Source organism: Hugenholtzia roseola DSM 9546, assembly GCF_000422585.1.
In the GTDB taxonomy this organism is placed as follows: domain Bacteria; phylum Bacteroidota; class Bacteroidia; order Cytophagales; family Bernardetiaceae; genus Hugenholtzia; species Hugenholtzia roseola.
The window spans coordinates 51871-66770 of the sequence record NZ_KE383880.1 but is presented as its reverse complement, the minus strand read 5'-3'; the positions used below and the strand labels follow the sequence as shown (position 1 = coordinate 66770).

General features: G+C 39.0%; 11 protein-coding genes. 10 read left to right on the top strand and 1 reads right to left on the bottom strand.

Annotated elements, in window-relative coordinates:
- The first annotated feature begins 56 nt into the window (after window positions 1-56).
- The 6 genes from G500_RS0112485 to G500_RS23395 all read left to right on the top strand — a co-directional run bounded on the left by G500_RS0112485 (window position 57) and on the right by G500_RS23395 (window position 8943).
- Complete coding sequence (locus G500_RS0112485) at window positions 57-3614, top strand: hypothetical protein (RefSeq protein ID WP_027002798.1); 3558 nt, start codon at window positions 57-59, stop codon at window positions 3612-3614.
- Entirely contained in the window at window positions 3607-5748 is a 2142-nt protein-coding gene (locus G500_RS0112480; RefSeq protein WP_027002797.1) for a hypothetical protein, read from the top strand. The genes G500_RS0112485 and G500_RS0112480 overlap by 8 nt, the downstream gene beginning before the upstream one ends.
- 101 nt (window positions 5749-5849) lie before the next feature.
- The gene (locus G500_RS0112475) at window positions 5850-6725 is read left to right on the top strand and encodes a patatin-like phospholipase family protein (protein WP_027002796.1); all 876 of its coding nucleotides are present in this window, start codon (window positions 5850-5852) and stop codon (window positions 6723-6725) included.
- Between the two features lie 64 nt (window positions 6726-6789).
- Window positions 6790-7299, top strand: coding sequence for an NADH-quinone oxidoreductase subunit C (locus G500_RS23400; protein ID WP_051203554.1), 510 nt, complete (start codon window positions 6790-6792; stop codon window positions 7297-7299).
- 64 nt (window positions 7300-7363) lie between these two features.
- Entirely contained in the window at window positions 7364-7792 is a 429-nt protein-coding gene (gene rpiB, locus G500_RS0112465) for a ribose 5-phosphate isomerase B (RefSeq protein WP_027002795.1), read from the top strand.
- Window positions 7793-8058: 266 nt separating this feature from the next.
- The gene (locus tag G500_RS23395) at window positions 8059-8943 is read left to right on the top strand and encodes a Cbp1 family collagen-binding glycoprotein adhesin (RefSeq protein WP_154657148.1); all 885 of its coding nucleotides are present in this window, start codon (window positions 8059-8061) and stop codon (window positions 8941-8943) included.
- Window positions 8944-9166: 223 nt separating this feature from the next.
- On the opposite strand, the gene G500_RS0112455 is transcribed toward G500_RS23395, so the two are convergent.
- Window positions 9167-10282, bottom strand: coding sequence for a type III polyketide synthase (locus tag G500_RS0112455; protein ID WP_027002794.1), 1116 nt, complete (start codon window positions 10280-10282; stop codon window positions 9167-9169).
- Between the two features lie 132 nt (window positions 10283-10414).
- Here G500_RS0112455 and G500_RS0112445 point away from each other — a divergent pair, with 132 nt between their 5' ends.
- The 4 genes from G500_RS0112445 (at window position 10415) to fusA (ending at window position 14749) form a co-directional block, all read left to right on the top strand.
- Entirely contained in the window at window positions 10415-10990 is a 576-nt protein-coding gene (locus G500_RS0112445; protein WP_051203553.1) for an HD domain-containing protein, read from the top strand.
- A gap of 370 nt (window positions 10991-11360) precedes the next feature.
- Window positions 11361-11789 (top strand): 30S ribosomal protein S12, encoded by a 429-nt coding sequence (gene rpsL / locus G500_RS0112435; protein ID WP_027002791.1) that lies wholly within the window; start codon window positions 11361-11363, stop codon window positions 11787-11789.
- Between the two features lie 194 nt (window positions 11790-11983).
- Window positions 11984-12466 carry a 30S ribosomal protein S7 gene (gene rpsG, locus G500_RS0112430; protein ID WP_027002790.1) on the top strand — a complete coding sequence of 161 codons (483 nt, stop codon included), beginning with the start codon at window positions 11984-11986 and terminating at the stop codon, window positions 12464-12466.
- 135 nt (window positions 12467-12601) lie between these two features.
- Window positions 12602-14749 carry an elongation factor G gene (gene fusA, locus G500_RS0112425; RefSeq protein WP_027002789.1) on the top strand — a complete coding sequence of 716 codons (2148 nt, stop codon included), beginning with the start codon at window positions 12602-12604 and terminating at the stop codon, window positions 14747-14749.
- Window positions 14750-14900 lie beyond the last annotated feature (151 nt).

The following is a 14900-nucleotide window of genomic DNA, read 5'->3' as shown; positions in this document are numbered from 1 at the left end:
ATCTTAGCATAATTTTTCCTTATATTGTTACAACAAATGAAATTAGAATATAAAAAATGACTAAATCTTTTTACACAACTTATTACCAAAATACCTTACAAAACTCAACAGGCTTCAAATTAGTCTTGGGAGGAACAGGTTTGGGAAAAACGAGTGGCATTGTTGAAACTGTTAAACAGAATACAGAGAAAAACAAACGATTTTTTTATGTAGCAAATCGTTTGCAGTTGCTTGATGCCATGGTAAAAGATTTGGAAGGTGCTAACATTGGTTATTGTTTGCAGGAACGTGACGAGGAAATTATCAAAAAAATAAAAAAAGAAGATTTTGAGGCTCTTCTCAACCATACAGCTATTCAACAATATGCAAACAAACTTTACAAGGGAAACAATAATTTCATTAAACAAAATTATTCCCTGATTCAGGAATTTACTAAAAAGCAGGCAAACGATTTTCCTAATAACAGCGACCTTACAGACTTTCTGAGTGAAAAAGTCCGCAGTATTTTTTCGTTTTTTAGAAATATCATCAAAAGTGCTTCAGCAGAAAAAAACCAAAAAGTATATAGCGAACTAATCCAGAATCCAACAATCAAGGTACTTTTTCCTTATTTGGATTTTGTCAATAATCCTACTGAAAAACGTATATTTTTAGTTTCTTTACAAAAGGCTTTTTATGGTTTTTTTGACGGAAAAGATGTCATTAATCTCTATAAACTCAAAAATAACAAGGAAAAAGAAGAAACAAATGTTATTTTTCTCGATGAATTTGATTTTTTGGAAAATGACCTGCTCACGCAAATTTGTAAAGACACAGCCGTAGAGCAGCCATTTAGTTTTGTAGAGTATTTTTATATAACCCTTACTAAGTATAAGCTATCAAGGGAGCGTTTTTTGCCAAATAACCCTAAAATACGTCAGGATTTAGATAAAATTACAACTGAAATAAAAAATCTTACAGAAAAGTATAAATTGCGTTATCCAGAAGTGAATCATTTTCTTTGTAATGAGGCGAAATTAAGAGGCACTTCAATTTTCCAAACCCGCTATAGTATTGGTAATTTTTCAATCTTTTTAAATTTTCGAGATGAGGCTTGCTACCTTGAGATAGCCACCGAACAGAACAGACCAAATGCCTATGTTTTGTTGAATGTTGTTAATCAAAGCATCTCCGCCATTATTCGTTTGTTCAAAAATTTAGAGTCAGAACACCCGAAAATTCATCGGGATTTGGCAGAGCATTGTTTTGGCACTTCCGATAAATTTAAGCGAATTTTAAAACAAATTCGTCAGCACCCATTTAAAAGAATGGTCGTTGGGACAAACGAGAGTAAAATGTATTACAACGGCTTTGGTTTGTACGAAGTTTGCGATTTGGGTTATGCAACAGATAGCGAGGAAGTTGAACTAAAATACTATTCACTTTTTACAACGCCTGAAAGCATTTTATTGCATTTAACACAAAATAACTTAGTTTTTGGCTTGTCTGCAACCGCAGAGATAAATCGCTATGTAAAAAACTTTGACTTAGACTGGTTGAAAAATGAGTTAGGTGAATGTTATTATGAAATTTCCAAAGATAATACTTCTCTAATTCAAAAAGCCAATGAAACTAAGTTTGAAAAGAGGAAAAACCAAGCACAAGTACAAATTGCGGAAACCAATATTTCAGAGAAAATATCTAAATTGATTGATAACTTTGTGCATACAAATCAACAAGAGTTTGAAAGCGGGAAAAAGCAAGAATATCGCAAAAAACGGCTTGTTCATTTTTTTGCCACTTTGCAGTGGGTTGCAAAAAACCAAGAACAAAATAATACCAATCTTTTGTTTTTTAGTTCTCATAAACACATTTTAAAACTTTTTCAAGATTGGAAAGAACCTGAAAATAAGGCTTACAAAATTCAAAAAATTAATAATTCTCTCAAAAATTGTTTTCAAATTCAGTTTGAAGATAAAAACTTTATAGTGTTATTTTTTGATGCAAGTCAAGGCAAAGAAATTGCCCAAAACGAAAAAGAGCAAAATGCTTATTACGAATTGTTTTGGCGTGGTTTGCCTGTTTTGCTTGTTACAACTTATCCTTCTGCGGGCAATGGTGTAAATCTATTTTTCTACAAAGACCAAGATAAAACGCAAAAAACAGATTTTTCCAATATTCATTTGTTGGATAGTCCGTATTATTTTTTCAATCCGATTGAATACGAAAAAGACAATGAGCAAACTAAAAACGAAAAGATAAAGACAAATATTTACTATTTGGCAAAATTAGAAAAAAATAAAATTATTTCCGAAAAGCAGTTTAAAGTATATTTGAATAACATTCGCAATATTGATAATTTTAATAATTTTTACATTTATACACCAGACGGGCTTTCCAATCGTGTTTCTACTTACATTCAGGCATTGGGGCGTATTGAAAGAGTTTGGGAACAAATGAATACACAAATAATTCGCTTAGAAAATGAAGTCTATAATCAATTAGAAGACTTTGCGACAAAAGACGATTTTTATGCTGTTTTCAAACGAAATGAGCCTTATTTTTCTCAAAATATAAAGGCTTTATTTGCTTATATTCTTGAAAGTAAATTTGGTAGAGAATACCAACAAAGACAAATTCAATGGGAAGGCTTGAAGATTATCAATAATAGGTGTATTGCCGAAATTAAAAAATTATTAGCACAACTAAATTTGGTAAGAGAAAATAAATTACCACAAGAAAGGGCAGTACAAATTCGCAAAGAATGGCAAGATTTGAGAGAATACGCACTAAAACAATCTTTTGCAAAATTTGAAGAATTTGAAAATGACAAAGGTATAAAAATAACAACTAAAACTTTTGAATACAAACTATTCCAAAAGTATGCTTCTACTTTTGAAACAGACCTTTACGACCACAAAGAAAAATGTCTTTGGATACAAAAAGATACGCTAAACATAGTACCAAGAGAGGCTAATCCTGATAGCAGTTTTGGAAAATGGCATTTGGATAGTGCTTTTCTGAATGTGCAAAACAACACAATTTTGAGAGGTCATTTTGACTTAAACCAATTTGAGCAAGGTTTTTCGGGTAAAGGAATTTACTTTACGCCCTATTTTTATCAGTGTATTTTGGCGGGTGCTATTGGCGAGGAAGCCGTAAAAGCCGTTTTTGAATATGAAAAAATTGAACTCACCGAAAGAGAAATCCCCAATGAACTTTTTGAGTTGATAGATTTGAAAGTGGAAGGTAAAAATTGGTACATTGATGCTAAAAATTACAGTGAGCAAACTATTACGCATTTTCAGTTAGCCGAAGATGACTACTTTTTTCACCCAAAACTTAACGAGGCAAATTTTAAAGAAAAAGCCCAAGAAAAATTGGCTAAGATTATAGATTTTCATAAACAAGAAGATTGCAAAGTTATCTACATAAATGCTTTTGGTAATGGAGAAAGACCTACTAATTATTATGATAAAAATTTTAATGAGGTTGGTAATAATTTTGAGAAGGCAAAAATCGTTGTTATTCAAAGCATGCTTAAAACGGGAAAATCCGTAGATAAAGATAAAAACTACTCACCTAATTTTCAGTATTTTATTTCTGAACTTAAAAACCAATTAAACAATGGCTAAAACATCTACACCTAAACAGCACAACGTGCCTACCACTAATTTTGTCATCAATTTAGACAAAATTAATATTAGTGCCTTACAAGAAAAGTATCAACTTTTTACACTTGAAGTACCTGATAGTTTTAGGTTTTCGCAAGACAAAAATAAGTTTGCCAAACTGCACAACACCTATAAAGAGCAATTAAATTTGCCTTATTATTTTTACTCATTTGCACAACCAAAGGCGTGTATATTTGTTTTGGTTGATAAATCTGAAAAACCTGAAAAGCGTATTTCCTTAACTTTTGATTTTTTGAAAGGAGAAAAGGTAACAGCCCAAGAAAAAAATATAATAGACCTTTGTACCCAAAGCAATTTGCACATTTTAGCCAAATTGTTTCTTTCAAGTTGGTATTATAAGGCTCACCGCACTTGTCAGGGAGATTACTTTTATATTCATAGCAAAGACGATAAGCAAAAAACAACCGCCTTACTTGCAAAAATCCAAGAAAGTAAAGGCGAATTTCAAATTACATCAGAGGCAAGTTATTTGAAGAAACTTGATAGTAAGTTTGATATTAAATATATCAATTTTTACAACTATTTTGAGCAAATACAAGGCACAAGGTATTTACGCCAACTCAAACAGAGTGAGGTAGGACAACGATTAAAAAATAATCAAAATTTGAATACAATTTTTAGAGATACGACCACCCAAGACGCTAAAAATCTAAACTTCAAACCACGAAGACCTGCGATTAAATGGTATGATAGCCACAAAACCGATACAAACGCTTTTCAAGGTTGCCGAAGTGAATTATTACGAAACTTTCAAAGTGAATTAGTTGCTTATTACAACGAGGTATTTGGCGAAAGGGTAGCAGAAAAGCGAAGTCATTTTATGACTCAAGTTATACCAATGGAACAAATGGGAAAACAATCAAAAAAAGTAGGCAGTGTAAAAGGTTATGGTTTTAATGAAAAAACAGGTGAAGGTACAGGCTTATATTTGAAATTATTAGGTGAAATAGGCGTTTTGGATTTACGTCAAAAAGATGTTCCCAAGCCCAATCAAAATAATTTTCAAGACTACATTGATTTACTGAATAAGTATTTTGGGAATTTGTACGAAATTAGCTTTTCAGAAATCAAAAGAGAAGATTTGGAGAGTAGTACAAAGCCTATTTTGGTTTTGCAAGACGTTGAAAAACAACTCTTTGAAGAAGACGGTTTCTTGTTAGGTTATGATGACCATAAACGAGAAATTTATCAAGCGTTTGCGAGTAAAATTCCAATGCAAACACTCAATATCAATTTGAATAAGGCAGATGATTTTAATTCGGCAGATGTTTATTTTGAGTATGACATTTTTAAGTTTGAGGACTACAAGTACCGTTTAGATGTTTGTTTGAATGAACTTTTATTGAAAAAATATATTGTTGATAAATTACCAATAAATGGAACTTTTGACAAAGGTAGGAGAAATTCTTTGCCTTTGGTATATAGTTTTGAAACATCTAAAAATACATCATTGGTTAGTTTTGCTTATATGTATCAAAATACATTTATGTATGTTGATAATCACTATGTTTTGCAGTTTTTAAATTTGGATAATCCAAGCGAAAAACAAAAACGCAATGAATTTTTAAAAAATTGGGGAATTGATTGGTTTCAATTTGAAAAGCAGTTTGCAGACCGCAACTACACTCGAAATGAAAACGGACAAAACAAGACCTACCAAAAAAATGGCGAAACCAAAGACAAACACGAAGAAAATCTAAAACAAACTCATTTTGTGTTTGCAAAAGACTTAGTATTAGCTATTGAAGAAACCGAAGAAAGAGTTTTGTTTGACACGTCCGCAACACAGAAAACTGAAAGCCAAAGAATAATAGAAAGTAAAACCGCCTTAGAAGGCATTTATTTTTCGGAAACGGAAAACATTTATACTGTTGGCGAAAAAAGTATGGGAATGTCAATGGACAAAAGCATAAAAATTCGCAGACTACATTATTACCAGAAGCCTGCTAACTTCAAAATTGATGATTTACTGCAAACTTTGTCAGTGCAATTTGTACGAAACAAACAATACACTGTTTATCCTTATTTCTTTGACTTGTTGAGGTTGTATCAAAAAGACATACGACAGGAGTAGCCTGCTTTGTGATAGCTACCTTTGTTTTTGAAATAGCAAAGATATTTTTTATCTTGTGCGCCTAAGCACTAATCGTTGAAAAATAAATCAACTTTTTTGAAATGAACACTCCCATTAAAAATCTGGTCTTCGAGGGCGGCGGAGTCTTGGGTGCGGCTTATCAGGGCGTTTATGAAGCCTTAGAGGAGCAGGGTTTGATGCCGCGCATTGAAAAAATTGCAGGTACTTCTACGGGAGCGATTGCGGCACTGATTCTTTCTTTGGGCTACACCGCTGCCGAATGTAAGCAAATTTTGCTCGATTTGGATATGCGCAAGCTCACCGACGGCGGCACAACGGGTATTTTCAGGATTTTTACGCAGTTTGGCTGGTATAAAGGCGACAAACTCCTACACTTTTTTGAAAAACTTATTGCCGACAAATTAGACAACCCAAAGGCTACTTTCCAAGATTTTTACGAAGCTGGCATGTTGGATTTGTACTTAATTGGTACAAATGTAAGTAAAAACCGTTTTGACATCTTTTCTTACAAAACCACGCCCGACATGGAAGTGGCAAAGGCTGTGCGTATTTCTATGTCAGTGCTTTTCTTTTTTGCAGCCCAAACCTACAAAGGCGACTATTTTGTAGATGGTGGAGCTTTGCTCAACTACGCCATTCAGATTTTTGATAGGGAAGTTTTGAAACTGCACCTTTCGCGCAGCCCAAAAGATGAAACATTGGGTTTCTATTTTAATAAAAAAGTCCCTGACAACCGCATCAAGGGCATACCTTCCTACCTTAAAGCCCTTTTCAATACCCTCTTTCAGGCACAGTATCAGCAACTTATACATAGCCCCGACGACCTCAAAAGGACGGTCTTTATTGAGGTTTTAGGTATTCGCGACTTGGATTTTAATATCAGCAAGGCGCAGAAATTGGCACTGATGGCAGAGGGGAAAAAGGCTACTTTGGCGCACCTTGAAAATAGAGCCTAATCAACAAAAATCACAAATAAAAAATCATCAATAAAAGTTTAAAATAATAAAATTATCATAAAAAATGCAAACGCCTTTCCATTCACTTGCCTCACTTGCAGAAGCCTTAGAAGCCAAATTACAACAAAATGCCCCGCAGTCTTCGTCTTATTTTGAGCAAAAAACGCCCCATCTGCACCTGCTTTTTCCTCAAAAAATAGCAGAAGTGGCAAAAATCTTACGTCAAGAGGAAGCCTTTTATGTAGATTTTTTGGTGGCACAAATTGGCGTAGATGTCGTTTCGCATTTCGAGCTTGTCTATCAATGGCGTTCGGTTGTGTATGCGTATGATTTTTCTATTTTGGTGCAAATTCCCAAAAAAGAAGGCGAAGCAGCCTTTGCCTTGCCCTCTGTGGCGGCTTTTTTCAAGACTGCCGATTGGCAGGAGCGCGAAATATACGACCTTTTTGGAATCCGCTTCGAGGCGCACCCCGATTTGCGCCGTATCCTGATGCCCGAAGATTGGGAGGGTTTTCCTTTGCGAAAAGACTACCGAAATGCCGAAAATTATCATGGCATGCGCATAGATTTTTGAGCCACATGTAGCCTACTTTCCCTAACTTTGTGCCTACATTTTCTCATCTCAAATTCCTTTTTCCATGAAATTAGCAATCGGAAACGACCACGCAGGCACAGACTATAAAACAAAAATCGCGGCTCTTTTGGCAGAAAAAGGCATCGAAGTCCTCAATTTTGGCACTGACGGCGCAGATTCAGTGGATTATCCCGACTTTGCACACCCGACAGCGAAAGCCGTAGTAGAAGGAAATGCGACTTTCGGAATCCTTATCTGTGGTAGCGGCAATGGGGTAGCCATTACTGCCAATAAATATGCTCAAATTCGTGCGGCTTTGTGTTGGAATGTAGAATTGGCAACTTTGGCGCGTGAGCATAATGATGCCAACGTGCTTTGTATTCCTGCCCGTTTTGTCGATTTTGAAACCGCAGCGGCTATGGTAGTGGCGTTTCTCGAAACGCCTTTTGCAGGGGGCAGACACCAAAATAGAGTCGCCAAAATTTCTTGTTAAGTGTAAAATTGGGCTTCCTTTGGCACTGAAAATTATTCAAAAAGTTGCCATAGTTCGATAAATTTTACCAAAACTTGTGTAAGAGCGCGAAAAAATGTACTTTTAACAAGTCAAATTGCGCGAAGAAAGACCTAAGTTGCTGCTCGCCGCATTTTCTTTGCATTTTGTAGGGCGAAAATAGCTTGCATCTTTAAAAAGTGTTTAACTTTGTGCGCGATTTTGCTTTTTTTAGCATCTTGAACCCTAACCCTTTTCACAATCGTTTTATGAAGAAATTACTTTATTTGACTATACTCTCTTGCCTAATGCTCGCTTTTTATAGCTGCACAGGTGGCATGAGCGAAGAAGAGAAAAAATTACGCCTCGAACTTGAAGAGTTTAAGCGTGCCAAAGAAAAAGACAGTGTTTATATCAGCGGTCTGACCCAAGAGATGGACATGGTCTATAATAAATTGGACTCTATGCGTAAGGCAGAGGAAAAAATCCGCCAAATTACGGCAGACATTCGCGGAAAGCGCGTTTCGGCAGATGCAGCAGGTTTGGGCATAGACCAAAACTTAGAAGAAATCGAGCGTCAGATGCGTGAAAACAAAGCTATGATTCGCGAATTAGAAAAAAAATACAAGGAGTCTAATTCTCAAAATGCACTTTTAGCCAAGCAAATTGAGATGCTCAAAAAGACCGTAGAAGACAAAGAAGCCGAAATTACGCTCTTGCGCGGTCGTGTAGCAGAATTGGAGCAGGAAGTAGAAGGTTTGAAAACCAAAGTTGCCGCTACTGAATACGCCCTCGATTCTACCAGCGTAGTTTTAGATGACACCCGCACCGAATTGAATACCGTATTTTATATTGTCGGCACAGAAAAAGAATTGAAGAAACAAAACATTATCGTAAATGATAAAAAAGGCTTCAAGCCCGACGCGCGAAGCGCAAGTTACTTCACTTCTATCGATAAGCGCAACGTGAGCCAAATCAGAGTAGGCAGCAGCAGCGAGGTAAAGGCGAAGAACGTAAAATTAGTGCCTGCCCGTCCGAGCGGCTCTTACACCATTACCGAAGAGGGCGGCGTGGTTTATCTCAACGTAACGAACTCAAACTCTTTTTGGCAAGACAAATACTTGGCTATCCTAACTAAAACAGGATTGTTCTAATTAAGTTTAGCCGTTTCAAACTTGTTCTTTTTCCGACTCAAAAAGACTCTTGAAAACTCTTTTTAAAAAAGCCTTTCAAAGACCCCTTGCGAATTGTTTTCGGAAGGGGTTTTTGCCTTCTAATGCGTAAAAAAACTGATGGATAGTGTAGCCTTTTCTGTGCAGTGATTAAAATATTTTTTAGAAAAAATGATTAGAAATAACTATGAAAATTATTTCAAAGTTAGACAATGCGCTCCATTGCTGCCATCTCTACGGTTAGTCCCGGTCCGAAACCCATACTAAGTAGGTTTATATTTTCGGTATGATTTTGATAATTTTCTAAAAACATTTTCCACACAAAGACAATCGTAGCCGAAGACATATTGCCGTATTGCTGCCAAATTTGATGTGCAAAACGGTTTTGTTGGTTCGAAATGTGTAGCCCTTTTTCTACCACTGCTAAAATTTTTTTGCCGCCTGGGTGGATAGCATATTCATCAAAAGCGGTTTGGGCAAAAGGCGATTTTTCTAAAATTGTAGTGATATTTTCTGCAATAAGCGGCGCAACCTGCGAACTAAGTTGCATTTCGAAGCCTGTATCGCCGATATGCCAACCCATTTCAGTTTTGCCTGCGGGTATAAATTCGCTATAAAATTGCTTGATTTTCAGACTATTAGGTAGTGGCTTTGCGCCAATGAGCATGGCACTTGCGCCATCTGCAAAAATTGCACCCGCCAAAAGTTGTTCGTCATCAAGGCTTCTTTGTAGGTGCAGGGTGCAAAGTTCGAGATTGACGACCAAGACCTGCGCCATAGGGTTTGCCCTGACGATATAATCTGCAATTTTAAGGGCATTGAAGGCAGCATAACAACCCATAAAACCGATATGCGTGCGCTCCACTTCGGGCTTCAAAGCGAGGCTTTCTACCAACTCTATATCCCAACTTGGGGCATAAAAGCCTGTGCAGGAAACGGTAATAAGGTGCGTAATGGTCTGAAAATCAAAATCTTTACCTACGGCATCTTTTATCGCCTCTTGTGCCAAATCGTGTGCTTTTTCTTTGTAAATTTGTAGGCGTAAAGCGGTAGAGGGTTCGCTTCTGGAGTGTGCAGAATTTTGTGTAATTTCTTTGAAAAGTTCTAAATCAGAAGCCGTATCTTCTCCAAAAAAACCAAAATCGGGAACAACCGAATGACGTTTTTCGATGCGTGTGGCTGTATAAAAGAGGCGAATTTTGCGCTTTTCGGCTTCATTTTGAGCTAAATAATGCACCATAAATTCGCAAATCTTATTTTGTGAAACGGCAAAGGGGGCGGCGGCAGTGCCGATTTTTTGGAGGTATGAAAAATGAGTCATTCGCAAAAGGGAAAAAGGGCAAAGAAGGGCAATTTAAAAACCAGAGGCGCGTCTTTTTGTTTGAAGCCGAGCAGGGAGAGAAGTTCGTTTTTAAATTTAGTATCCAAATGTAGTGTTTAAATTTTAACTTTGATGCAAACGTTTTCTATCTTAGAAAGACACATAGAAAATTGGCAGGCTACTGCCTTAGAGCGTGAGCAGGTCTTGGCTGCCGCTCGATATGCCGTTCTTTCTCACCGTCAGACGCAACATTTCTATGGCGAAGAGCCGTATGAATTTCACCTCTTGATGGTCTTTGAGTATGCCTTTCAGTGCCTTGATATGGTGGAAAGGCAGTTGCAAGGTAGCGTCTTATGTGCTGCCTGGACGCACGACTTGATAGAAGATTGTAGGCAGACTTATGGCGATATTGCGGCGCAATGTGGCGAGCAAGTGGCTCAAATTACCTACGCCCTGACGCAAGAAAAGGGCAGAACGCGCTCCGAGCGTGCTGGCGTTGGCTATTATGCAGGGATTCGCCAAACAGAAGGCGCAACCTTTGTCAAACTCTGCGATAGACTTGCTAATGTAGCTTATTCATATCAGAAAAACAAAAAACGCCTTCATACTTATCAAAAAGAGCAACCTTTTTTTAAGTCCCAACTTTTTATAGAGCCGCTTTACCTACCACTTTGGGGCGCAATAGACCACCTTTTATCAACTCCCTAATTTTCAAGCCTTAAAATCCGAAAGGCGGTAGCCATTTTGAAAAAAAAAGCAGAAAAAATTTTGGAAACTGCGCTTGTTTCTCTAACTTTGCAACTCTAAAAAATTGGGTAAGATAGAAAAATCGTGTAAGGGGCAGTGTGGACTTATGGATTCTATCCCGTATCTGGCTCAAAATCAGGTATGAAAGCGTGGTGTCATTTTGAAAAACGCCGCTCAAAATCTCTGAAAGCTCGTCCTCGCTTTGCTTTTTAAAGAGAATAAGCCGCCTTCCTACGCACTTTCTTTGCATCTTTCTCATTAGAAATACCGTTGCTGACTACCTTTTCTTCGCTTTCTAAAAGCGTTTTATTAGCTCAAAATTGTTTGTTCAATGCCTACTATTCAACAGTTAGTTCGTAAAGGGCGCGTCGAGATTATCAAGAAATCAAAATCGCCTGCTTTGGATAGCTGCCCGCAAAGACGCGGCGTTTGCACGAAGGTTTATACCACTACGCCTAAGAAGCCAAATTCGGCGATGCGTAAAGTTGCCAAAGTGCGCCTTACCAATCAAACCGAAGTTATCGCCTATATCCCCGGCGAAGGACACAATTTGCAGGAACACTCTATCGTCTTGATTCGTGGCGGTCGTGTGAAAGACCTTCCCGGTGTGCGCTATCACATCGTGCGCGGTGCTTTGGATACTTCTGGTGTAGAAGGTCGTAAGCAATCACGCTCTAAATACGGTACAAAACGTCCTAAGCCGGGCGCAGCACCTGCCGCAAAAGGCAAAGGCGCACCCGCAAAAGGTAAGAAGAAGTAAGCCTAAGCCGCTATATCGCGCCTTTTGTCTTATCGCTTATCTTGACCACAATTTTGCCTGTTAAATCGTTTGGGTTTCAAACAGATGCAAATTTACTTGTTCCCAAACAGGTTTATAGACAGGCTAAGGCTATGCAGTCAGCAGCCGAACTTAAAATCTTCATTTCAATTGAATTCTTTTAAGCTCTATCAATAATGAGAAAGAGAAAACCAAAAAAGAGGGAAATCCTTCCCGACCCAAAATTTGGCGACATGGTCGTTACCAAATTCGTCAACAATTTGATGGAATCAGGCAAAAAGAGTATTGCCTACTCTATTTTTTATAGTGCCTTAGAGCGTGCCGAGGAAAAACTTCGCAAAGACGACCCTACCATCAGCGGTTTGGAAATCTTCAAAAAAGCCTTAGCAAACGTTACGCCTGCCGTAGAGGTAAAGAGCCGTCGCGTAGGGGGAGCTAACTTCCAAGTGCCTACCGAAGTGCGTCCCGAACGCAAGCAGTCTTTGGCTATGAAATGGCTTATCTTGTATGCACGCCGTCGTAACGAGCGTACTATGATGGATAAGTTGGCAAATGAAATCATTGCCGCTTCAAAAGGTGAAGGCGCGGCGGTGAAGAAAAAAGACGATACGCACCGTATGGCAGAGGCAAACAAAGCCTTCTCGCATTTCCGCTTCTAATATTCTTTTTCTCAACGAAACCTACCAAGGGAATTTATGGAAGCAAATAGCGGTTGATAGGAAAGCCGTTTGGCTATCCAAATCGCTATGGGCTTCCCCCTTAGCTCTTTCATTTTATTTATCTTCTCTACAACAATGTCAAAGAAAGACCTTAAATACCGCAGGAACATCGGCATCATGGCGCACATCGATGCGGGAAAAACCACAACGAGTGAGCGCATTCTCTACTACACTGGTCTGACTCACAAAATTGGTGAAGTACACGATGGTGCCGCTACTATGGACTGGATGGAGCAAGAGCAGGAGCGAGGCATTACCATTACCTCTGCTGCTACTACTACCAACTGGAATTATCCTACCGACACCCAAGGTGAAGCCATCGAAGGACAAACCAACTCTTATCAAATCAATTTGATTGACACCCCCGGACACGTAGACTTTACCGTAGAGGTAGAGCGTTCTTTGCGCGTACTCGACGGAGCTGTCGCTTTGTTTTGTGCCGTTTCTGGGGTAGAGCCGCAGTCGGAAACAGTTTGGAGACAAGCCGATAAGTACAAAGTGCCACGTCTTTGCTTCATCAACAAGATGGACAGAGCAGGTGCGGATTTTTATTACGTGGTCAAAGACATCAAAGAGAAATTAGGAGCTAACGGTGTGCCGCTTCAAATTCCTATTGGTGCAGAAGAAGGCTTCAAAGGCGTTATCGACCTTATCGAAATGAAGGGCGTAATTTGGGACGAAGCCTCACAAGGTATGAAGTTCGATTACATCGAAATCCCTGCTGATTTGAAAGAAGAAGCCGAACAGTATCGCAACAATCTTTTAGAGGAAATCGCCGTTACAGACGAAGAACTCTTTATGAAGTTTGCTGATGACCCTGCTTCTATCACGCCCGAAGAAGTGCGTGCTGCCGTCCGCAAGGCTACGGTAGAGATGCAAATTTTCCCCATCTTCTGCGGAAGTGCCTTCAAAAACAAAGGCGTACAGGCGGTATTAGATGGCGTTTGCTCTTTCTTACCTTCTCCATTAGACCTTCCTCCTGTAAAGGGTACAAACCCTGATTCAGGTGCAGAGGAAACGCGCCGCCCTACGGTAGAAGACCCTTTCACCGCTTTGGCGTTCAAGATTGCAACAGACCCTTATGTAGGTCGTCTTTGCTTTATTCGCGTTTATTCGGGTGCGCTTGATGGTGGTTCTTATATCCTCAATAACCGTACAGGCAAAAAGGAGCGTATCTCGCGCCTTATGCAAATGCACGCCAATCGCCAAAATCCTATCGAAAGAGTAGAAGCAGGCGACATCTGTGCAGGTGTTGGTTTTAAAGACATCAAGACAGGTGATACCCTTACTTTGGAAAACAATCCGCTTATCTTAGAAGAAATGGTGTTCCCTGAGCCTGTTATCGGCTACGCCATCGAGCCTAAGAAGCAAGCCGACCAAGACAAACTCGGCATGGCGATTGCTAAATTGGTAGAAGAAGACCCTACCCTTCGCGTCAATACTGACCAAGAAACAGGACAAACCATCTTGCGCGGTATGGGCGAACTTCACTTGGAGATTATCATCGACCGTTTGAAGCGCGAATTTAAGGTAGAAATCAACCAAGGCGCACCGCAGGTTGCTTACAAAGAAGCCTTCACTGGTTCGGTAGAACACCGTGAAACTTACAAGAAGCAAACAGGTGGTAAAGGTAAATTTGCTGACATTCAGTTTGAATTAAGCCCCGTTTCGGATACTGCCAACGCACGCGAAGGCTACTTAGAGTTCGTTGATGAAATCAAAGGTGGTGTTATTCCAAAAGAATTTATCCCTGCCATCAAGAAAGGCTTTGAAGAGGCTCTCAAACAAGGCGTTTTGGCGGGCTTCCCTGTCTTGGGTACGCGTATTCGCTTATTCTTTGGTTCTTTCCACTCTGTTGACTCTGACGCGCTTTCTTTTGAATTAGCAGCTCGCAATGGCTTCAAAGAAGCAGGTAGAAAGGCAAATCCGAAACTCCTCGAACCTATCATGGACGTAGAGGTAGTTTGCCCTGACGAATTTACAGGTGCTGTTATCGGCGACTTGAACCGCCGTCGTGGTATGCCAAAAGGACAGCAAATCAAAGGAACAGGGGTCGTTATCAAAGCAGACGTGCCACTTTCTGAACTCTTTGGTTATGTAACTTCTTTGCGTACTATCACCTCTGGACGCGGTGCAGCTACGCTTACTTTCTCGCACTATTCAGAAGTGCCTTCTAATATCGCCAATGATGTTGTCAAGGCTATGAAAGGCGCGACTGCCTAAGTCTATTTGAAGCCCACTCGAAAGAATAGGCTTTCAAAGTCAAAAATAAAAGAAAAGTTGGGAAACCCCGTTTCTCAACTTCTCTTTGTCTAATCTCTTTCTTACAAAGTAGTCCTCTCATTTGGGCAGAAGCGATTTTGCCATTTTCCGA